22 protein-coding genes are annotated in these 19,177 nt (G+C 59.5%); all 22 read left to right on the plus strand.

Translation table 11 applies throughout. The annotated features are described in order from the left end of the window. Positions 1–141: 141 nt before the first annotated feature. Positions 142–912: a tRNA (cytosine(32)/uridine(32)-2'-O)-methyltransferase TrmJ gene (gene trmJ, locus KL786_RS19585; RefSeq protein WP_032858309.1), complete on the plus strand. Its 771-nt coding sequence runs from the start codon at positions 142–144 to the stop codon at positions 910–912. A 2-nt stretch (positions 913–914) separates the two neighbouring features. Then, entirely contained in the window at positions 915–1,700 is a 786-nt protein-coding gene (gene cysE, locus KL786_RS19590) for a serine O-acetyltransferase (protein ID WP_215518662.1), read from the plus strand. A 238-nt stretch (positions 1,701–1,938) separates the two neighbouring features. Next, a complete protein-coding gene (gene iscR / locus KL786_RS19595; RefSeq protein ID WP_003210305.1) occupies positions 1,939–2,430 on the plus strand; it encodes a Fe-S cluster assembly transcriptional regulator IscR in 492 nt (163 codons plus the stop codon). Positions 2,431–2,480: 50 nt separating this feature from the next. Beyond that, positions 2,481–3,695, plus strand: a complete 1,215-nt coding sequence (locus KL786_RS19600; protein ID WP_065943314.1) for an IscS subfamily cysteine desulfurase — start codon at positions 2,481–2,483, stop codon at positions 3,693–3,695. 99 nt (positions 3,696–3,794) lie between these two features. After that, positions 3,795–4,181 (plus strand): Fe-S cluster assembly scaffold IscU, encoded by a 387-nt coding sequence (gene iscU / locus KL786_RS19605; RefSeq protein ID WP_003443374.1) that lies wholly within the window; start codon positions 3,795–3,797, stop codon positions 4,179–4,181. Between the two features lie 28 nt (positions 4,182–4,209). After that, positions 4,210–4,533 carry an iron-sulfur cluster assembly protein IscA gene (gene iscA, locus KL786_RS19610; RefSeq protein ID WP_003175963.1) on the plus strand — a complete coding sequence of 108 codons (324 nt, stop codon included), beginning with the start codon at positions 4,210–4,212 and terminating at the stop codon, positions 4,531–4,533. Positions 4,534–4,541: 8 nt separating this feature from the next. Beyond that, on the plus strand, positions 4,542–5,063 hold the full coding sequence (hscB, locus tag KL786_RS19615) for a co-chaperone HscB (RefSeq protein ID WP_032858306.1): 522 nt from the start codon (positions 4,542–4,544) through the stop codon (positions 5,061–5,063). 51 nt (positions 5,064–5,114) lie between these two features. Continuing rightward, complete coding sequence (hscA, locus tag KL786_RS19620) at positions 5,115–6,977, plus strand: Fe-S protein assembly chaperone HscA (protein WP_215518663.1); 1,863 nt, start codon at positions 5,115–5,117, stop codon at positions 6,975–6,977. A gap of 3 nt (positions 6,978–6,980) precedes the next feature. Continuing rightward, positions 6,981–7,322 (plus strand): ISC system 2Fe-2S type ferredoxin, encoded by a 342-nt coding sequence (fdx, locus tag KL786_RS19625; protein WP_215518664.1) that lies wholly within the window; start codon positions 6,981–6,983, stop codon positions 7,320–7,322. 14 nt (positions 7,323–7,336) lie between these two features. Beyond that, positions 7,337–7,537 carry a Fe-S cluster assembly protein IscX gene (iscX, locus tag KL786_RS19630; protein WP_215518665.1) on the plus strand — a complete coding sequence of 67 codons (201 nt, stop codon included), beginning with the start codon at positions 7,337–7,339 and terminating at the stop codon, positions 7,535–7,537. Positions 7,538–7,628: 91 nt separating this feature from the next. Then, positions 7,629–8,054, plus strand: a complete 426-nt coding sequence (gene ndk, locus KL786_RS19635) for a nucleoside-diphosphate kinase (RefSeq protein ID WP_017846179.1) — start codon at positions 7,629–7,631, stop codon at positions 8,052–8,054. Positions 8,055–8,082: 28 nt separating this feature from the next. After that, on the plus strand, positions 8,083–9,231 hold the full coding sequence (gene rlmN / locus KL786_RS19640) for a dual-specificity RNA methyltransferase RlmN (protein ID WP_029298546.1): 1,149 nt from the start codon (positions 8,083–8,085) through the stop codon (positions 9,229–9,231). Positions 9,232–9,243: 12 nt separating this feature from the next. Then, positions 9,244–10,002, plus strand: a complete 759-nt coding sequence (gene pilW, locus KL786_RS19645; RefSeq protein WP_215518666.1) for a type IV pilus biogenesis/stability protein PilW — start codon at positions 9,244–9,246, stop codon at positions 10,000–10,002. Continuing rightward, complete coding sequence (locus KL786_RS19650) at positions 10,002–10,985, plus strand: RodZ domain-containing protein (RefSeq protein WP_215518667.1); 984 nt, start codon at positions 10,002–10,004, stop codon at positions 10,983–10,985. The genes pilW and KL786_RS19650 overlap by 1 nt, the downstream gene beginning before the upstream one ends. Positions 10,986–10,987: 2 nt before the next feature. Continuing rightward, on the plus strand, positions 10,988–12,097 hold the full coding sequence (gene ispG / locus KL786_RS19655) for a flavodoxin-dependent (E)-4-hydroxy-3-methylbut-2-enyl-diphosphate synthase (protein WP_029298540.1): 1,110 nt from the start codon (positions 10,988–10,990) through the stop codon (positions 12,095–12,097). Between the two features lie 23 nt (positions 12,098–12,120). Then, positions 12,121–13,410 (plus strand): histidine--tRNA ligase, encoded by a 1,290-nt coding sequence (gene hisS, locus KL786_RS19660; RefSeq protein ID WP_032858296.1) that lies wholly within the window; start codon positions 12,121–12,123, stop codon positions 13,408–13,410. A gap of 41 nt (positions 13,411–13,451) precedes the next feature. After that, positions 13,452–14,093 (plus strand): YfgM family protein, encoded by a 642-nt coding sequence (locus KL786_RS19665; protein ID WP_032858295.1) that lies wholly within the window; start codon positions 13,452–13,454, stop codon positions 14,091–14,093. After that, a complete protein-coding gene (gene bamB / locus KL786_RS19670) occupies positions 14,086–15,237 on the plus strand; it encodes an outer membrane protein assembly factor BamB (protein WP_032858293.1) in 1,152 nt (383 codons plus the stop codon). The genes KL786_RS19665 and bamB overlap by 8 nt, the downstream gene beginning before the upstream one ends. A gap of 63 nt (positions 15,238–15,300) precedes the next feature. Continuing rightward, positions 15,301–15,474, plus strand: coding sequence for a hypothetical protein (locus KL786_RS19675; RefSeq protein ID WP_158682871.1), 174 nt, complete (start codon positions 15,301–15,303; stop codon positions 15,472–15,474). A gap of 21 nt (positions 15,475–15,495) precedes the next feature. Next, positions 15,496–16,965, plus strand: coding sequence for a ribosome biogenesis GTPase Der (gene der, locus KL786_RS19680; protein WP_032858292.1), 1,470 nt, complete (start codon positions 15,496–15,498; stop codon positions 16,963–16,965). A gap of 146 nt (positions 16,966–17,111) precedes the next feature. Continuing rightward, entirely contained in the window at positions 17,112–18,260 is a 1,149-nt protein-coding gene (locus KL786_RS19685) for a pyridoxal phosphate-dependent aminotransferase (protein ID WP_215518668.1), read from the plus strand. Beyond that, positions 18,248–19,039 (plus strand): amidohydrolase, encoded by a 792-nt coding sequence (locus tag KL786_RS19690; RefSeq protein ID WP_215518669.1) that lies wholly within the window; start codon positions 18,248–18,250, stop codon positions 19,037–19,039. The genes KL786_RS19685 and KL786_RS19690 overlap by 13 nt, the downstream gene beginning before the upstream one ends. The last annotated feature ends 138 nt before the right edge of the window (positions 19,040–19,177 follow it).

Genomic DNA, 19,177 nt, shown 5'->3' on the forward strand with positions numbered 1-19,177 from the left:
GTGTCACCTAAGGTTGTTAAAGAAAGCCGAGCATTCTAGCAGAAACTTTCTTCAGGTGAAGGACGACGTTCGCTTTCATGGCATAACCTTAGGCTGTTCTGTAAGATTTGCTCCCCTTTCCCGTGTCCGAGAGCGCCTCCCTTGCTGCAAAACATTCGTGTCGTCCTCGTCAATACCAGTCATCCCGGCAATATCGGCGGGGTGGCGCGGGCCATGAAAAACATGGGGCTGACGCGCCTGGTGCTGGTGGAGCCGCGTGTGTTCCCGCACCACGAAGCCGACGCTCGTGCCTCCGGCGCCAATGACATCCTTGAAAAAGCCCAGGTCGTCGCCACATTGGAAGACGCCTTGGTCGGCTGCAACCTGGTGCTCGGTACCAGCGCCCGTGACCGTCGCATCCCCTGGCCGCTGCTTGATCCCCGCGAATGCGGGGCCAAAGTGGTCGAAGAGGCGGCCGGCGGCGCCGAAATCGCCTTGGTATTTGGTCGTGAAGACTCCGGCCTGACCAATGAAGAGCTGCAGCGATGTCACTATCACGTACACATTCCATCGGACCCTGAATTCAGCTCGCTGAACCTTGGGGCGGCGGTGCAGGTGTTGAGTTACGAGGTGCGCATGGCCTGGCTGGCAGCGCAAGGTCAGCCGAGCAAGATGGAGAAGGACGAGGTCGCGTCGACCAAAAGTGGCGAATTAGCCACCATGGACGAGCTGGAGCGATTCTATGAGCACCTGGAACAAACCCTGGTGGCCATCGAGTTCCTTGATCCGGAAAAACCACGGCACTTGATGGCGCGCCTGCGCAGGCTTTACGGACGCAGCTCGGTCAGCCGGGCAGAAATGAATATATTGCGTGGCATCCTCACGGAAACCCAGAAAGCGGCCCGTGGCGAGCTTCTTAAGCGGAAGGATTAAAAATGTTCGAGCGTTTGCGAGAAGATATCCAGAGTGTTTTCCACCGTGACCCGGCGGCACGCAACGCCTTTGAGGTGCTGACCTGCTATCCGGGTATGCACGCGATCTGGATCCACCGTCTGTCCGGTGCCTTGTGGGGTATGGGCTGGAAATGGCTGGCGCGACTGGTGTCGAACTTCGGGCGCTGGTTGACCGGGATTGAGATTCATCCGGGGGCCAAGGTGGGTCGTCGCTTCTTTATCGACCATGGCATGGGCATCGTTATTGGTGAAACCGCCGAGATTGGTGACGATGTGACCCTGTACCAGGGCGTGACCCTGGGCGGCACCACCTGGAACAAGGGCAAGCGCCACCCGACCCTTGAAAATGGCGTGGTGGTCGGGGCGGGGGCCAAGGTCCTGGGTCCGTTTACCGTCGGCGCTGGCGCCAAAGTCGGCTCCAATGCGGTGGTCACCAAGGCGGTGCCGCCAGGTGCAACCGTGGTGGGCATCCCTGGGCGGATCATCGTCAAGCCGCAAGTGAGCGATGAGCAGGAGGCCAAGCGCAAGGCCATGGCCGAGAAAATCGGCTTTGATGCCTATGGCGTCAGTGAGGACATGCCTGACCCGGTGGCACGCGCCATCGGTCAGTTGCTCGACCATCTGCAAGCGGTGGACGGCAAGTTGGATGGCATGTGCGGCGCGCTGAAGGATCTGGGTAGTCCCTACTGTGCGAAAGAGCTGCCTGAGTTGCGCGAAGAAGACTTCGCCGAGATCAAGAGCGAAACAGCTACCACCAAGGCCGGCTGAGTTCTCGCAATCACTGCAAACCCCCTGTGGGAGCGAGCAAGCCCGCTCCCACAATTGATCCTCGGCGTGCCGGGCAATGCAGGTTGTCCGCTGTCGCTGTTCGATCCCACCCCACCCTGCTACAATTCGCGCGCCCTTTTTACGGGTATTCCTGACTAAAGTACTAGGTCTTATAGTTGACTTAAATACTCGGGAATCGCATACTTGCTCCCATTCTGAAACACCTTGGTACTTGTCCATGAGACTGACTACAAAAGGCCGTTACGCGGTGACCGCCATGCTCGACCTGGCCTTGCACGCGCAAAACGGGCCGGTGTCCCTGGCCGATATCTCCGAGCGCCAAGGCATTTCCCTGTCTTACCTTGAGCAACTGTTCGCCAAGTTGCGCCGCAGCAACCTGGTTTCCAGTGTGCGTGGCCCGGGTGGCGGTTATCAGTTATCCCGTGACATGCAAGGCATCCAGGTTGCCCAGGTGATCGACGCGGTGAATGAATCCGTCGATGCCACCAAGTGCCAGGGCCTGGGTGATTGCCATGCCGGCGACACCTGCCTGACCCACCACTTGTGGTGTGACCTGAGCCTGCAGATCCATGAGTTTTTGAGTGGTATCAGCTTGGCTGATCTTGTGACTCGCCGTGAGGTGCAGGAAGTAGCCCAGCGTCAGGACCAGCGCCGTTGCAACACCAAGGCGCCGCGTCTGGACAAGATTGAAGCGTCCGCCGTCGAGTGACAGCCGAAGAGCTAACGGCACGCCAGCCAGCCTGATTTAGGAGAAAGTCCATGAAATTGCCGATTTACCTTGATTACTCAGCGACCACCCCGGTTGATCCGCGTGTCGCGCAAAAGATGAGCGAATGCCTGCTGGTTGACGGAAACTTCGGCAACCCGGCCTCCCGTTCCCACGTTTTCGGCTGGAAAGCCGAGGAATCGGTCGAGAACGCTCGTCGCCAGGTCGCTGACCTGGTCAACGCCGATCCGCGTGAAATCGTCTGGACCTCCGGTGCCACCGAGTCCGACAACCTGGCTATCAAGGGCGCCGCGCATTTCTATGCGACCAAGGGCAAGCACCTGATCACCACCAAGATTGAGCACAAGGCTGTCCTCGACACCATGCGCCAACTGGAGCGTGAAGGCTTCGAGGTCACCTACCTTGAGCCGACCACTGACGGTATCGTCACCCCGGCCATGATCGAAGCCGCGATGCGTGAAGACACCATCCTGGTTTCCGTGATCCACGTGAACAACGAAATCGGCACCATCAACGACATCGCCGCCATCGGCGAGTTGACCCGCTCCAAAGGCGTGTTGCTGCATGTCGATGCTGCCCAGTCCACCGGCAAGGTCGATATCGACCTGTCTGCGCTTAAAGTTGACCTGATGTCGTTCTCGGCCCACAAGACCTACGGCCCCAAAGGTATTGGCGCGCTGTACGTGAGCCGCAAGCCTCGCGTGCGCATCGAAGCCACCATGCACGGCGGCGGTCACGAGCGCGGCATGCGTTCGGGCACCCTGGCGACCCACCAGATCGTCGGCATGGGCGAAGCCTTCCGTGTAGCCAAGGAAGACATGGCTGCCGAAAACGTGCGCATCAAGGCCCTGAGCGATCGCTTCTACAAGCAGGTCGAGAACCTTGAAGAGCTGTACATCAACGGCAGCATGACCGCCCGTGTACCGCACAACCTGAATTTGAGCTTCAACTACGTCGAAGGCGAGTCGCTGATCATGGCGCTCAAGGACCTGGCGGTTTCGTCCGGTTCGGCCTGCACTTCGGCCTCCCTTGAGCCGTCCTACGTCCTGCGTGCCCTGGGCCGCAACGACGAGTTGGCGCATAGCTCGATCCGCTTTACGTTCGGCCGTTTCACCACCGAAGAAGAAGTCGACTACGCCGCGCAGAAAGTCTGCGAGGCGGTCACCAAGCTGCGCACCCTGTCGCCGCTGTGGGACATGTTCAAGGACGGTGTCGATATTTCCAAGATCGAGTGGGCGGCACACTAAATATAGAAGCCGCCACCCCAGCCCTGTAGGAACGTGGCGGAAAACGCAGGCGTTTTTACAGGGTTCCAGAGCGGCCCTGATGAGTGAGGATTCAATACCATGGCTTACAGTGAAAAGGTCATCGACCACTACGAAAACCCGCGCAACGTCGGCAAGATGGACGCGGAAGATCCTGATGTCGGCACCGGCATGGTCGGCGCCCCGGCGTGCGGCGACGTCATGCGCCTGCAGATCAAGGTCAACGAGCAGGGCATCATCGAAGATGCCAAGTTCAAGACTTACGGCTGCGGTTCGGCCATCGCCTCCAGTTCCCTGGCGACCGAGTGGATGAAAGGCAAGACTCTGGATGAAGCAGAGACCATCAAGAACACTCAACTGGCCGAAGAACTGGCCCTGCCGCCAGTGAAAATTCACTGCTCGGTACTCGCTGAAGACGCCATCAAGGCGGCTGTTCGCGACTACAAGCAGAAGAAAGGCTTGATCTAAGCATTTGGCGACGAGTAAGGAGTCAACGATGGCTATCAGCATGACAGAAGCGGCTGCGCAGCACATTCGCCGTTCCCTGAATGGGCGCGGTAAAGGTGAGGGGATTCGTCTGGGTGTTCGCACCACGGGCTGTTCCGGCCTTGCCTACGTGCTGGAGTTCGTCGACGAGGTGGTTGCGGAAGATCAGGTGTTCGAAAGTCACGGCGAAAAAGTGATCATCGACCCGAAAAGCCTGACCTACCTGGACGGCACCGAGCTCGATTTCGTCAAGGAAGGGTTGAACGAAGGCTTCAAGTTCAACAACCCCAACGTACGCGGTGAATGTGGCTGCGGCGAAAGCTTCAACATCTGAGGCTATCTGTGGGTACTCCTTGTCATTTCGCTTTATTCGAGCTGCAGCCGAGCTTTCGGCTGGACCTTGAGCAGCTTGCCATGCGCTACCGAGAGTTGGCGCGTGGGGTGCATCCGGACCGCTTCGCTGACGCTTCCGAGCGTGAGCAACGCCTGGCGCTGGAGCAGTCGGCCAGCCTCAACGAAGCCTATCAGACGCTGAAAAATCCGCCGAAACGCGCGCGCTATTTGCTCGCGATGAACGGTGGCGAGTTGCCGCTGGAAGTTACGGTCCATGACCCTGATTTCCTGATGCAGCAGATGCAATGGCGTGAAGAACTTGAAGACTTGCAGGACGAGGCCGATCTGGCTGGCGTCGCGGTCTTCAAGCGTCGTCTGAAAGTGGCCCAGGATGAGCTCAACGAAAGCTTCGCAGCTTGTTGGGATGATGCAGCGCAGCGTGAGCAGGCCGAACGCCTGATGCGGCGCATGCAGTTCCTCGACAAGCTCACTTACGAAGTGCGCCAGTTAGAAGAGCGCCTCGACGATTAACCCAGTGCTGCACAGATTGCACGCCTGATAGACAGATAAGACCTGATTACCATGGCTCTACTGCAGATCGCCGAACCCGGCCAAAGTCCTCAACCGCACCAGCGTCGCCTGGCGGTTGGCATCGACTTGGGTACTACCAATTCACTGGTCGCCGCACTGCGCAGCGGTCTTTCCGAGCCGTTGCCCGATGCTGATGGCCAGGTGATCCTGCCGTCCGCCGTGCGCTATCACGCTGATCGCACCGAAGTGGGCGAGTCAGCCAGGCTCGCGGCCTCTATCGATCCGCTGAACACGGTGCTGTCGGTCAAGCGCTTGATGGGTCGTGGGTTGTCCGACGTCAAGCAATTGGGCGATCAACTGCCGTACCGCTTTGTCGGTGGTGAGTCCCATATGCCGTTTATCGACACCATCCAGGGCCCGAAAAGCCCGGTGCAAGTGTCGGCCGATATCCTCAAGGTCTTGCGCCAGCGTGCCGAGACGACCTTGGGCGGCGAGCTGGTAGGGGCGGTGATCACCGTTCCGGCGTATTTCGACGACGCCCAGCGCCAAGCCACCAAGGATGCGGCGAAACTGGCCGGCCTTAATGTCTTGCGCCTGCTCAACGAGCCGACCGCTGCTGCCGTGGCCTATGGCCTGGACCAGCATGCCGAAGGCCTGGTCGCGATTTACGATCTGGGTGGCGGTACCTTTGATATTTCGATCCTGCGCCTGACCGGTGGTGTCTTCGAAGTCCTGGCCACCGGTGGCGACAGCGCCCTGGGCGGCGATGACTTCGATCACGCCATCGCCGGCTGGATCATCACCAGCGCCGGCTTGTCCGCCGACCTCGATCCGGGCGCCCAGCGCAACCTGTTGCAAACAGCCTGCGCGGCCAAGGAAGCCCTGACTGACGCGGCATCTGTTGAAGTTTCCTACGGCTCATGGTCGGCTCAACTGACCCGTGAAGCCTTCGATGCGCTGATTGAGCCGATGGTTGCTCGTAGCCTGAAAGCCTGCCGTCGCGCCGTGCGTGACTCCGGCATCGAGCTGGAAGAAGTCGGCGCGGTGGTCATGGTCGGCGGTTCGACCCGTGTGCCGCGGGTTCGCGAAGCCGTGGCCGAAGCCTTTGGTCGCCAGCCGCTGACTGAAATCGATCCGGATCAAGTGGTGGCCATTGGGGCTGCGATCCAGGCCGATACCTTGGCTGGCAACAAGCGCGATGGTGGCGAACTGCTGCTGCTCGACGTGATTCCGTTGTCCCTGGGGTTGGAAACCATGGGCGGCCTGATGGAGAAGGTGATTCCACGCAACACCACCATTCCCGTCGCCCGCGCCCAGGACTTCACCACGTATAAAGATGGCCAGACGGCCATGATGATTCATGTGCTGCAAGGCGAGCGTGAGCTGATCAGCGACTGCCGCTCCCTGGCACGCTTTGAATTGCGCGGCATCCCGGCGATGGTCGCGGGTGCGGCGAAGATTCGCGTGACCTTCCAGGTCGACGCCGATGGCCTGCTCAGTGTGGCCGCGCGTGAGTTGGGCTCGGGCGTTGAAGCCAGTATCCAGGTCAAGCCGTCCTACGGCCTGACCGACGGCGAAATCGCCAAGATGCTCAAGGATTCGTTCCAGTATGCCGGTGACGACAAGGTCGCTCGTGTACTGCGTGAGCAGCAAGTCGATGCCCAGCGCCTGCTTGAAGCGGTGCAGGGCGCCCTTGAGGCTGACGGCGAGCGCCTTCTGGATGCTGAAGAGCGCCTGGTCATCGACCTGCAGATGCAGGAACTGGCCCAATTGATGAAAGGCACCGATGGTTATGCCATCGAACAACAGACCAAGCGCCTTTCACAAGTAACCGATGCCTTTGCCGCCCGTCGTATGAACCAGACGGTGAAAGCCGCCCTGGCGGGACGCAACCTGAATGAAATTGAGGAATAACTGATGCCGCAGGTCATTTTTCTGCCACACGCCGAGCATTGCCCGGACGGTATGGTCGTGGAGGCTGAGACCGGCAAGTCCATTCTCGAAGTTGCCCACGACAACCACATCGAGATCGAGAGTGCTTGTGGTGGCGTTAATGCCTGCACCACCTGTCATTGCATTATCCGCGAAGGTTTCGATAGCCTCGAAGAGGCCGATGAGCTGGAAGAGGATTTTCTTGATCGCGCCTGGGGCCTGGAAGCGCATTCGCGCCTAAGCTGTCAGGCACTGGTCGGTGAAGAAGACATTACCGTCGAAATTCCGAAGTATTCGCTCAACCATGCGGCCGAAGCGCCGCACTGATTCAAGGAAATGTCATGAGTCTTAAATGGGTTGATGTGCAAGAGATCGCTATTCTGCTGGTCGACGGCTATCCGGATATGGATCCCTATTCGGTGAACTTTGTAGCTTTGCGTGACATGGTCATGGCCTTGCCAGGGTTCGACGACGAGCGGGATCGCGGCGGTGAAAAGGTTCTTGAAGCTATCCAGACTGCCTGGAAAGAAGAACAGGACTGAAGCCTCCCTCACGCAGTTAGGCAATACCCAAGAACCCGCGTATAATTCGCGGGTTTAATTTTTCGCAAATTACCGTTTCTGGAGTTACACCATGGCTGTTCAACGTACTTTCTCCATCATCAAGCCTGACGCTGTTGCAAAAAACGTCATCGGCGAGATCACCACTCGTTTCGAAAAAGCCGGCCTGAAGGTTGTAGCTTCGAAACTCAAGCAACTGTCCAAGGCTGAAGCTGAAGGCTTCTACGCTGAGCACAGCGCTCGTGGTTTCTTCGGCGACCTGGTTGCCTTCATGATCTCCGGTCCTGTTGTTGTACAGGTTCTGGAAGGCGAAAACGCTATCGCTCTGAACCGTGAGCTGATGGGCGCTACCAACCCTAAAGAAGCGGCTGCCGGCACCATCCGTGCTGACTTCGCTGACTCCATCGACGCCAACGCTGTACACGGTTCGGACTCCGAAGCCGCTGCTGCTCGCGAAATTTCGTACTTCTTCGCAGCTACCGAAGTAACCACTCGCTAAGCATTGGCTTAAGAGTGAAGGTGAATCCATGACTACATCGACTGTAAAAACCAACCTGCTGGGTCTGACTCAACAGGAAATGGAAAAATTCTTCGACTCAATCGGGGAGAAGCGTTTCCGTGCCGGTCAGGTAATGAAGTGGATTCACCACTTTGGCGTCGACGATTTCGACGCCATGACGAACGTCAGCAAGGCCCTGCGCGACAAGCTCAAGGCGATTGCCGAGGTCCGTGGTCCCGAAGTGGTCAGCGAGGACATCTCCAGCGATGGCACCCGTAAGTGGGTGGTGCGCGTGGCGTCCGGCAGTTGCGTCGAGACCGTCTACATTCCCCAGGGCAAGCGCGGCACTTTGTGCGTTTCGTCCCAGGCAGGCTGTGCCCTGGACTGCAGTTTCTGCTCCACCGGCAAGCAAGGCTTCAATAGCAACCTCACCGCCGCCGAAGTGATCGGCCAGGTGTGGATTGCCAACAAATCCTTTGGCAGCGTCCCGGCGACCGTCGACCGTGCCATCACCAACGTGGTGATGATGGGCATGGGTGAGCCGCTGCTGAACTTCGACAACGTGATTGCGGCCATGCATTTGATGATGGACGACCTGGGCTACGGCATCTCCAAGCGCCGTGTGACCCTGTCGACCTCCGGCGTGGTACCGATGATCGATGAGTTGGCCAAGCACATCGACGTCTCCCTGGCGTTGTCGCTGCACGCACCCAATGACGCATTGCGTAACCAATTGGTGCCGATCAACAAGAAGTATCCGCTTAAGATGCTGCTCGAATCTTGCCAGCGTTATATGGCGACCTTGGGTGAGAAGCGCGTGCTGACCATTGAGTACACCATGCTCAAGGACATCAACGACAAGGTCGAACACGCCGTCGAGATGATCGAGTTGCTCAAGAACACACCGTGCAAGATCAACCTGATCCCGTTCAACCCGTTTCCCCATTCTGGCTACGAGCGGCCGAGCAACAACGCCATCCGCCGTTTCCAGGATCAACTGCACCAGGCCGGCTACAACGTCACCGTACGCACCACCCGTGGTGAAGACATCGACGCCGCCTGTGGCCAATTGGTCGGACAGGTGCTGGACCGCACCCGTCGCAGCGAGCGTTATATCGCCGTGCGTGAACTGAACGCCGCCGACGATTTGCCGCAGATTGCTGTGAATCGAATCTGAGAGAGGATCTCTATGCCCTTGCGCCTTGCGCTGCTTTTGCTTGTTGCCAGCCTCTCGGTTGGCTGTGTTTCATCGGGCTCTGACAGCCCGCTGCAAACCGGCAAGGGCCGTGACGAAGCGCGTGCTGCCTATGTGCAGTTGGGGCTGGGTTACCTGCGCCAGGGGTTGAGCGAGCAGGCCAAGGTGCCGCTGCAAAAGGCCCTGGCTCTCGATAACCAGGATGCCGACGCCAATGCGGCGCTGGCCTTGGTGTTCCAGGCCCAGGCCGAGCCTGAGCTGGCCGATCAGTATTACCAGAAAGCCCTGGCCGTTCGCCCCCATGATCCGCGCCTGCTCAACAACTACGGCAGTTTCCTGTACCAGCAGGAACGTTATGAGCAAGCGGCCGGTTATTTCCAGCAGGCAGCCACTGATACCCTATATCCTGAACGTTCGCGGGTTTTCGAGAACCTGGGGGTAACGTCCGTGCGCCTTGGGCAGCGTGAAAGCGCCCGCCGGCAACTGGAAAAGGCCCTGCACTTGAACCAGCGCCAGCCACGGGCCTTGCTCGAAATGGCCCAGTTGTCGTTTGAAGACAGGCATTATGTGCCAGCACGTGACTATTACGAGCGTTTTAGCCTGCTCAGCGGGCAAAATGCACGTAGTCTATTGCTTGGTGTGCGCCTGGCCACGGTTCATGAAGAACGCGACAAGGCCGCACGTTTTGGCCAGCAATTAGAACGACTCTATCCCGGTACGCCGGAATATCAGCAATACCTGTCGGAGCAATGATGAAAGCCGCGCACCCGGAAGTTGTAGCCGCTAATCGCGTAAACCCAGGCGAGACCTTGCGTCAGGCCCGCGAAAGCAATGGTTGGTCGCTGGAAGAAGTGGCCCTCAAGCTCAATTTGACCACCTCTTCCCTGGGCAACCTGGAAAACGGCGCGTTCGACAAACTGCCCGGGCATACCTTCGCCCGCGGTTATATCCGTGCCTACGCCAAGCTGCTGGGCACCGACCAGGCCATCCTGGTCCAGCAGTTCGACCAGTTCACCGGTACCGACTCCCAGGGCAGCAATGTCCACGGTCTCGGTCGCATCGAAGAGCCGGTGCGGGTTTCCCACACTATTCTGCGAATTGTCAGCCTGTTGCTGCTGATTGCCGTGATCGGTGGTGGTTTTATCTGGTGGCAGGACCAGACGACCCTGCGCAGCAAGGACCTGATCAGCAACGCTTTGGAGCACGTCGAAGTCGAGAGCGCCGACGGCACCACTCAGATTCATCCTCTGGACGAGCCTGAAGATCAGGCAGTAGTCCAGGGCCAGACCGCGCCCGAAACCAGTCTTGACCTGCAAGCAGGCCAGCCGCCTGCCGAAGGCGTCAGTGAAGCGGCCCCAGTTGCCGTTGTACCGACTCCTGCCGTACCTGCAACCCCGGCCACCGTGGCCCAGGTGCCTGTCGTACCAGCGCCGATCGCACCTGTTGCGCCAACGGCTGCCGCACCTGCTTCCCTGGCGCCAGTCAGCGTGGCGGGCGATGGCCGTCTCCAGATTACCTACGTCGCTGACTGCTGGACACAAGTCACCGATGGCAATGGCAAAGTCCTGTTCAGTGCTTTGAAGCGTAAGGGAGATACGCTTGATCAGGTCGGCAAGCCTCCTTTGACGCTGCGTCTGGGCTTTGCCCGTGGCGCGCAAGTGGCCTACAACGGCCAGCCTGTGGACGTGGCGCCGTTCACCAGTGGCGAGACCGCTCGCCTGAAGTTGGGACAATAGTCATGCACGGCGAATCTCCAATCAAACGTCGCGTATCGCGCAAGATCTGGGTCGGCTCGGTGCCGGTGGGTGGCGATGCCCCCATCGCCGTACAGAGCATGACCAACAGCGACACCAATGATGTGGCTGCCACCGTGGCCCAGATCAACCGCCTGGAAGCTGCGGGCGTCGATATCGTGCGGGTTTCCGTGCCGGATATGGACGCCGCCGAAGCCTTCGGTCGCATCAAGCAACTGGTCAAGGTGCCGTTGGTCGCCGACATTCACTTCGACTACAAGATCGCTCTGCGCGTGGCCGAACTGGGCGTTGACTGCCTGCGGATCAACCCGGGCAACATCGGTCGCGAAGACCGGGTGCGTGCCGTGGTCGACGCTGCCCGTGATCGCGGGATCCCGATCCGTATCGGCGTCAACGCCGGCTCCCTGGAAAAAGACCTGCAAAAGAAATATGGCGAGCCTACTCCGGCAGCCCTGGTTGAGTCGGCACTGCGCCACGTCGAGCACCTCGAACGCCTGAATTTCCAGGACTTCAAGGTCAGCGTAAAGGCTTCCGATGTGTTCATGGCGGTAGAAGCCTACCGCCTGCTGGCCAAGGAAATCGTGCAGCCGTTGCACCTGGGCATCACCGAAGCCGGTGGTTTGCGTTCAGGCACAGTGAAATCTGCGGTAGGTCTCGGTATGCTGCTGGCCGACGGGATTGGCGATACCATTCGCATCTCCCTGGCGGCGGATCCGGTGGAGGAAGTGAAAGTCGGCTACGACATTCTCAAATCCCTGCATCTACGCTCCCGTGGCATCAATTTTATTGCCTGCCCGAGTTGCTCGCGGCAGAACTTCGACGTGGTGAAAACCATGAACGAATTGGAAGTACGCCTAGAAGACCTGCTGGTGCCGCTAGATGTTGCAGTCATCGGTTGCGTGGTCAACGGGCCAGGTGAGGCCAAAGAGGCACATGTGGGCCTGACCGGCGGTACCCCGAACCTGATTTACATCGACGGCAAGCCGTCGCAGAAGCTGACAAATGACAATCTGGTGGATCAGCTGGAAAAGCTGATCCGCGACAAAGCGGCCGAGAAGGTCGCCGCAGACGCAGCGCTGATCGCTCGCGGCTGATTGAACGAATTTAAGGATTTGATGTGAGCAAGTCTCTGCAAGCCATCCGTGGCATGAACGACATCCTGCCCGAACAGACGCCCCTGTGGCGCTATTTCGAGAGCACGGTCGCGCGCCTGCTGGATAACTACGGTTACAAGCAGATCCGCATGCCGATTGTCGAATTCACCGAGCTGTTCAAGCGTTCCATCGGTGAAGTGACCGACATCGTCGAAAAAGAGATGTACACCTTCGAAGACCGCAACGGCGACTCCCTGACCCTGCGTCCGGAAGGTACCGCCGCGTGCGTGCGCGCCGTGCTTGAACATGGCATCACCGGTGGTGGCCAGACCCAGAAGCTGTGGTACATCGGCCCGATGTTCCGCCACGAACGCCCGCAGAAAGGCCGTTATCGCCAGTTTCACCAGATCGGTTGCGAAGTGTTCAACCTCGATGGCCCGGACATCGACGCCGAACTGATCGTGCTGACCTGGCGCCTGTGGGGCCAGTTGGGTATCCGCGACGCGGTCAAGCTTGAACTCAACAGCCTGGGCACCAGCGAATCCCGTGGCCGCTACCGCGAAGCCCTGGTCGAGTTCCTGTCTGCGCACCTGGACAAGCTCGACGAAGACAGCCAGCGCCGCCTGAAGACCAACCCGTTGCGCGTCCTGGATACCAAGAACGCCGACACCCAGGCCATCCTGGTCGACGCGCCGAAAATGGCCGACTACCTGGACGACGAATCCCGCACGCACTTCGAGGGCCTCAAGGCTCGCCTGGATGCGGCCGGTATTCCCTACGTGATCAACCCCAAGTTGGTGCGTGGCCTCGATTACTACAGCAAGACCGTGTTCGAGTGGGTCACCGACAAACTCGGCGCCCAGGGCACCGTGTGTGCCGGCGGTCGTTATGACGGCCTGGTCGAGCAGATGGGCGGCAAACCGACCACGGGCGTGGGCTTTGCCATGGGCATCGAGCGCCTGATCCTGCTGCTGGAAACCCTGGAGCAGATCCCTGAAGAAATTTCCCGTCAGGTGGATGTGTACCTGTGCGCCTTTGGCGAGGCGGCCGAACTGGCTGGCCTGGCCTTGAGCGAACAGTTGCGCGACCAACTGCCGAGCCTGCGCCTGCAGGTCAATGCCGGCGCTGGCAGCTTCAAGAGCCAATTCAAGAAAGCCGACAAGAGCGGTGCGTTGTACGCGCTGATCCTGGGTGATGATGAACTGGCCCAGCAAGTGGTAAGTGTCAAACCCCTGCGTGGCCAGGGCGAACAACAAAGCATTGCCTTTGATGCGCTAGCAGCGCACTTGGCCACCTGCATCGTGCAGGGTTGAAGCTGTCAAACAGCCGAATTTAGCGATTAAGGAGTATTGGGGTGTCGAGTACTGAAGATGAGCATCTGGCCGAGTTCAAAGACTGGTGGCAGCGTAACGGCAAACCCCTGGTCACTGGCGGCCTGCTGGCGCTGGTAGTGGTGTTTGGCTGGCAGGCGTTCCAGAAATATCAGGGCAATCAGTCGCAAGGCGCCTCGATGCTTTATCAGCAACTGCTGGAAACCACGCTGACGCCCACTGGCAAGCCTGACCCTGCCCAAGTGGCGGACCTGGCCGGCAAGCTGAAAAAAGAATTTGGCGGTAGCACCTACGCCCAATACGGCAGCCTGTTCGTCGCGAAAGTCGCGGTCGATACCGGCAAGCTGGATGACGCAGCCTCCGAGCTCAAAGCCGTCGCCGACAAGCCGAACAACCCGACCCTGGGTGAAATCGCACGTCAGCGCCTGGCCCAGGTCCTGGCTGCACAGAACAAGGCCGACGAAGCACTGAAACTGCTCGACGGCGATGCTGACAAGGCATTTGTAGCCACTCGCGAAGAGCTCAAGGGCGACCTGCTGGTCCAATTGGGTCGTACCGACGAAGCCAATGCTGCGTACCAAAAAGCCAAGGCTGCGCTGTCTGATGAAGCAGCGGTCGGTGGCTTACAAATCAAGCTGGACGACCTGGCCAAAGGGGATGCGTGACGTGATCCGTTGGAAACATGCAGCATTGCTGGCTCTGGCCGTTTTGGCCGCGGGTTGCAGCAGCAACAGCAAAAAAGAACTGCCTCCGGCCGAGCTGACCAGCTTCAAGGAAGAAGTGGTCCTGCAAAAGCAGTGGAGCCGCTCCATCGGTGACGGTCAGGGCGACACCTACAACATGTTGGTACCGGCAATTGACGGTGACAACATTGTGGCCGCTGACGTGACGGGTGTTGTGATCTCCATGGATCGCATGAACGGCGACGTCAAGTGGAAGAAGGATCTCGAACTGCCTGTTTCCGGTGCCGTCGGCGTGGGTTACGGCATGGTGATGATCGGCACGCTCAAGGGCGAAGTCGTGGCCCTGGATTCGAGCAACGGTGAAGAGAAATGGCGCGCTCGCGTGACCAGTGAAGTCCTCGCACCGCCTGCCACCAACGGCGATATCGTCGTGGTGCAGACCCAGGATGACCGTGTCATTGGCCTTGACGCCAACACTGGCGAGCAGCGCTGGTTGTACGACAGCACCCCTGCGGTGTTGACGTTGCGCGGTACCAGTGGTCCGGTTGTGACCAATAACCTGGCGCTGGCTGGCCTTTCGACCGGTAAAGTGGTCGCCCTGGATACCCAGAACGGCGTGCCGGCCTGGGAATCGCGGGTCGCCATTCCGCAAGGTCGTTCCGAGTTGGACCGTGTCGTGGACATCGACGGCGGCTTGCTGCTGTCGGGTGAAACCCTGTACGTCGCCACTTACCAGGGCCGTGTTGCGGCGCTGGACCTGCAAAGCGGCCGCGTCCTCTGGCAGCGTGATGCTTCCAGCTACGCCGGTGTCGCCCAAGGGTTTGGCAGCGTCTACGTGAGCCTGGCATCCGGTACCGTTGAAAGCGTCGATGAGCGTTCCACCACAGCCCTGTGGAGCAACGACTCGCTGGCTCGCCGTCAACTGTCGGCTCCGGAAGTGTTCTCCAGCTATGTAGCGGTAGGCGACCTGGAAGGTTACCTGCACTTGCTGAGCCAGGTGGATGGTCGCTTTGTCGGCCGTGAACGTATCGACAGCGACGGCCTGCGTGCGCGTCCGCTGGTAGTAGGCAACATGCTTTATGTGTTTGGTAACAGCGGCAAGCTGGAAGCCCTGACCATCAAGTAAGAACTATGCTTGGGGTAACCCCCAGGCGGCCCTGCTTCAATACCTGTTGTTGTAGGAGCGAGCTTGCTCGCGAAGGACGTCAACGATAACGCGGGTTTTCTGGATAAACGCGTCGTCCTCGGGTTTTTCGCGAGCAAGCTCGCTCCTACAGTAGCGGGGGCAGAGCAGGGCATGTGGCATTTCAAATGCCGCCCCGAGCACCAGCCGCTGCCTTGCAGCGGCTTTTGTATTTTCTGAAATAACGCAGTGGAGAGCCGCATGGTTCCCGTAATCGCCCTGGTGGGCCGACCTAACGTCGGCAAGTCCACCTTGTTCAACCGCCTGACCAGGACTCGCGACGCCATCGTCGGCGACTTGTCCGGTCTGACCCGTGATCGCCAATACGGTGAGGCAAAGTGGCAAGGGCGCTCCTACATTATTGTCGACACCGGTGGTATCTCCGGTGACGAGCATGGCATGGACGAAAAAATGGCCGAGCAGTCTCTGCTGGCCATCGAAGAAGCCGATGTCGTGTTGTTCCTGGTGGATGCCCGCGCGGGCTACACCGCTGCCGACCAGATGATTGGCGAGCACCTGCGCAAGCGCAACAAGCGTTCCTATCTGATCGCCAACAAGATCGACAACATCGATCCTGAGGCGGCCCGAGCCGAATTCAGCCCGATGGGCCTGGGCGACGCGATCCCGGTCGCCGGTGCTCACGGTCGCGGCATCACCCAGATGCTGGAAATCGCCCTGCGCGACTTCCCCAAGGATGACGACGAAGAAGTTGAAGGCGAAGAAGAAGTCGTTGCCGAAGGTGAGGAAGCCAAGCGCATTCCTGGCCCAAGCGAAAAAGACGGTATCAAGATCGCCATCATTGGCCGTCCGAACGTCGGCAAGTCGACCCTGGTCAACCGCATGCTCGGTGAAGACCGGGTAATCGTCTATGACCAGCCAGGCACGACCCGTGACAGCATCTACATCCCGTTCGAGCGTAACGACGAGAAGTACACGCTGATCGACACCGCCGGCGTGCGCAAGCGCGGCAAGATCCACGAGGAAGTCGAAAAGTTCTCGGTGGTCAAAACCCTGCAGGCGATCAAAGACGCCAACGTGGTGATCTTCGTCATGGACGCCCGCGAAGGCGTGGTCGATCACGACCTCAACCTGCTGGGCTTTGCCCTGGAGGCCGGTCGGGCATTGGTGATCGCGATCAACAAATGGGACGGCATGACCCCGAGCGAACGTGACTTCGTCAAAGTCGAGCTGCAACGCCGGTTGTTCTTCGTCGACTTCGCCGATATCCACTTCATCTCGGCGCTGCACGGCACTGGCGTGGGCAACCTCTACGCGTCGGTACAGAACTCGTTCAAGTCTGCGGTTACCCGCTGGCCGACCAACCGCCTGACCCAGATCCTCGAAGACGCTGTTGGCGAGCACGCGCCGCCGATGGTCAACAACCGCCGGATCAAACTGCGTTACGCCCACTTGGGTGGTGCCAACCCGCCGATTATCGTGATCCACGGTAACCAGATCGAGAAGGTGCCAAAGTCCTACGTGCGTTACCTGGAAAACACCTACCGCCGTGTCTTGAAGCTGGTCGGTACGCCGATCCGCATCGAGTTCAAAGGTGGCGATAACCCGTACGAAGGCAACAAGAACAGCCTGACTGACCGCCAAGTGAACAAGAAACGTCGCTTGATGAGCCACAACAAGAAGGCTGACAAAAAGCGTAAAGACCGCCGCTGATCCCTGTAGGAGCCGGCAAGCCAGCTCCTGCATAAGATAGGCGTTACCCAGGAAGGGGCTCTGAATGAGCCCTTTTTTGTGCCTCACGATTGACCCCTCGGCGCTTGCAGCTTACAACTTGTAACTCACCGTCAGGGGCCCACCGAATGATCACCAGCAAGCTGCCGAACGTTGGCACCACCATCTTCACCACCATGTCGCAACTCGCTGCGCAAACCGGCGCGCTGAATCTGTCCCAAGGGTTTCCCGATTTCAACGGCCCCCAGGCCTTGCTCGACGCGGTGGGCAAACATGTTGCCAACGGTCATAACCAATACGCGCCGATGACCGGCTTGCCGGCCCTGCGCGAGCAAGTGGCGGCCAAGGTCGCCCGCAGCTACGGCGTGCAGGTTGATCCCGACAGCGAAGTGACCATCACCCCCGGCGCCACCCAGGCGATCTTCTGTGCGATCCAGGCGGTGATCCGCAGTGGTGATGAAGTCATCGTCTTCGACCCGTGCTACGACAGCTACGAGCCCTCTGTGGAGCTGGCCGGCGGTCGTTGTGTACATGTGCCATTGGGGCTGGCGGACTTCAGCCTGGATTTCGAGCAGATCAAGGCCGCGCTATCACCGCGCACGCGCATGATCATCCTCAACACCCCGCACAACCCCAGCGGCGCCCTGATCAGTCGCGCCGAGCTGGACCAGTTGGCCGAGTTGATCCGTGACCGCGATATCTATCTGGTCAGCGATGAGGTCTACGAACACCTGGTATTCGATGGCGTGCCCCACGTCAGCGTTCTGGCCCACGAAGAGTTGTATCAGCGCGCATTCGTGGTCAGCTCCTTCGGCAAGACCTATCACGTCACTGGCTGGAAGACCGGCTATGTCGTCGCGCCAGCAGCCTTGAGCGCGGAGTTGCGCAAGGTGCATCAATACGTCAGCTTCTGCGGTGTAACGCCGTTGCAGTACGCCCTGGCCGACTTTATGGCCGAGCACCCGGAGCACGTCGAAGAGCTACCGGCCTTTTACCAGGCCAAGCGCGACCTGTTCTGCGATCTGCTGGCCCCCTCGCGTTTCAGTTTCACGCGGGTGACCGGTACTTACTTTCAACTGGTGGATTACTCACAGATTCGCCCGGACCTGGACGACGTGGCCATGTCGCTATGGATGACCCGTGAGCATGGTGTGGCGACGATTCCGGTCTCGGTGTTCTACCAGAACCCACCCCAAGACCAACGCCTGGTGCGTCTGTGCTTTGCCAAACGCGAGGAGACGCTGCGCCAAGCAGCCGAGAAACTATGCGTGATCTGAGTGCGTTACCCGATCTGAACATCGCCCTGGTACAGACCACCCTGGTCTGGCATGACCGCCAGGCCAACCTGGAGCATTTCGAGTTACTGCTGGAGCAGGCCAGGGGCGCCGACCTGATCGTGCTGCCGGAAATGTTCACCACCGGTTTTTCCATGGAGTCCCAATTGCTGGCCGAAGCCGAAAACGGCCCGACCCATGAGTGGCTCAAGGCCCAGGCGCAGAAGCACAACGCGGTGATCACCGGCAGTGTGATTATCCAGGCCGCTGATGGCAGCCACCGTAATCGCTTGTTGTGGGCGCGGCCCGATGGTGAGGTGCTGTACTACGACAAGCGCCACCTGTTTCGCATGGCTGGCGAGCACAATCACTACACCCCTGGCGAGCGTCAGGTGCAGTTCGAACTCAAGGGCTGGCGAATTCGCCCGCTGATCTGCTACGACCTGCGCTTCCCGGTGTGGAGCCGTGATGCCCAGGACACCGACCTGCTGCTGTACACCGCGAACTGGCCGGGCGCCCGGCGCCAGCACTGGAACCGCCTGTTGCCGGCCCGGGCCATTGAGAACCTGTGCTACGTGGCGGCGGTGAACCGGGTAGGCACCGACGGCAAGGGTTTTGCCTACACGGGCGACAGCCAGGTCCTGGATTTCCAGGGTGAAAGTCTGCTGAGCGCGGGGGAGGCGGATGGGGTGTTTCAGGTGTGCCTGGAAGCGGTGCAGTTGGCGGAGTATCGCCAGAGGTTCCCGGCGAATCTCGACGCTGATAGTTTTCAGTTTATTTGACGGATACCCATCGTTTGGGAGATAGCTATCGCGGGCAAGCCCGCTCCCACATTTGGAATGCATTCCCCTGTGGGAGCGGGCTTGCCCGCGATGAGGCCATCAGCATCACCACCACTCCAAAGTAAAAGGCCCCTGGGT

Origin of the sequence: Pseudomonas sp. TAE6080 (genome assembly GCF_018732265.1) — a bacterium.
GTDB lineage: Bacteria > Pseudomonadota > Gammaproteobacteria > Pseudomonadales > Pseudomonadaceae > Aquipseudomonas > Aquipseudomonas brenneri.

What these genes read in the sequence shown, in the direction of transcription:
- cysE (WP_215518662.1), top strand. Translation starts at nt 915, where the DNA reads ATGTTCGAGCGTTTGCGAGAAGATATCCAGAGTGTTTTCCACCGTGAC.
- iscR (WP_003210305.1), top strand. Translation starts at nt 1,939, where the DNA reads ATGAGACTGACTACAAAAGGCCGTTACGCGGTGACCGCCATGCTCGAC.
- KL786_RS19600 (WP_065943314.1), top strand. Translation starts at nt 2,481, where the DNA reads ATGAAATTGCCGATTTACCTTGATTACTCAGCGACCACCCCGGTTGAT.
- iscU (WP_003443374.1), top strand. Translation starts at nt 3,795, where the DNA reads ATGGCTTACAGTGAAAAGGTCATCGACCACTACGAAAACCCGCGCAAC.
- iscA (WP_003175963.1), top strand. Translation starts at nt 4,210, where the DNA reads ATGGCTATCAGCATGACAGAAGCGGCTGCGCAGCACATTCGCCGTTCC.
- hscA (WP_215518663.1), top strand. Translation starts at nt 5,115, where the DNA reads ATGGCTCTACTGCAGATCGCCGAACCCGGCCAAAGTCCTCAACCGCAC.
- fdx (WP_215518664.1), top strand. Translation starts at nt 6,981, where the DNA reads ATGCCGCAGGTCATTTTTCTGCCACACGCCGAGCATTGCCCGGACGGT.
- iscX (WP_215518665.1), top strand. Translation starts at nt 7,337, where the DNA reads ATGAGTCTTAAATGGGTTGATGTGCAAGAGATCGCTATTCTGCTGGTC.
- ndk (WP_017846179.1), top strand. Translation starts at nt 7,629, where the DNA reads ATGGCTGTTCAACGTACTTTCTCCATCATCAAGCCTGACGCTGTTGCA.
- rlmN (WP_029298546.1), top strand. Translation starts at nt 8,083, where the DNA reads ATGACTACATCGACTGTAAAAACCAACCTGCTGGGTCTGACTCAACAG.
- pilW (WP_215518666.1), top strand. Translation starts at nt 9,244, where the DNA reads ATGCCCTTGCGCCTTGCGCTGCTTTTGCTTGTTGCCAGCCTCTCGGTT.
- KL786_RS19650 (WP_215518667.1), top strand. Translation starts at nt 10,002, where the DNA reads ATGAAAGCCGCGCACCCGGAAGTTGTAGCCGCTAATCGCGTAAACCCA.
- ispG (WP_029298540.1), top strand. Translation starts at nt 10,988, where the DNA reads ATGCACGGCGAATCTCCAATCAAACGTCGCGTATCGCGCAAGATCTGG.
- bamB (WP_032858293.1), top strand. Translation starts at nt 14,086, where the DNA reads ATGCGTGACGTGATCCGTTGGAAACATGCAGCATTGCTGGCTCTGGCC.
- der (WP_032858292.1), top strand. Translation starts at nt 15,496, where the DNA reads ATGGTTCCCGTAATCGCCCTGGTGGGCCGACCTAACGTCGGCAAGTCC.
- KL786_RS19685 (WP_215518668.1), top strand. Translation starts at nt 17,112, where the DNA reads ATGATCACCAGCAAGCTGCCGAACGTTGGCACCACCATCTTCACCACC.
- KL786_RS19690 (WP_215518669.1), top strand. Translation starts at nt 18,248, where the DNA reads ATGCGTGATCTGAGTGCGTTACCCGATCTGAACATCGCCCTGGTACAG.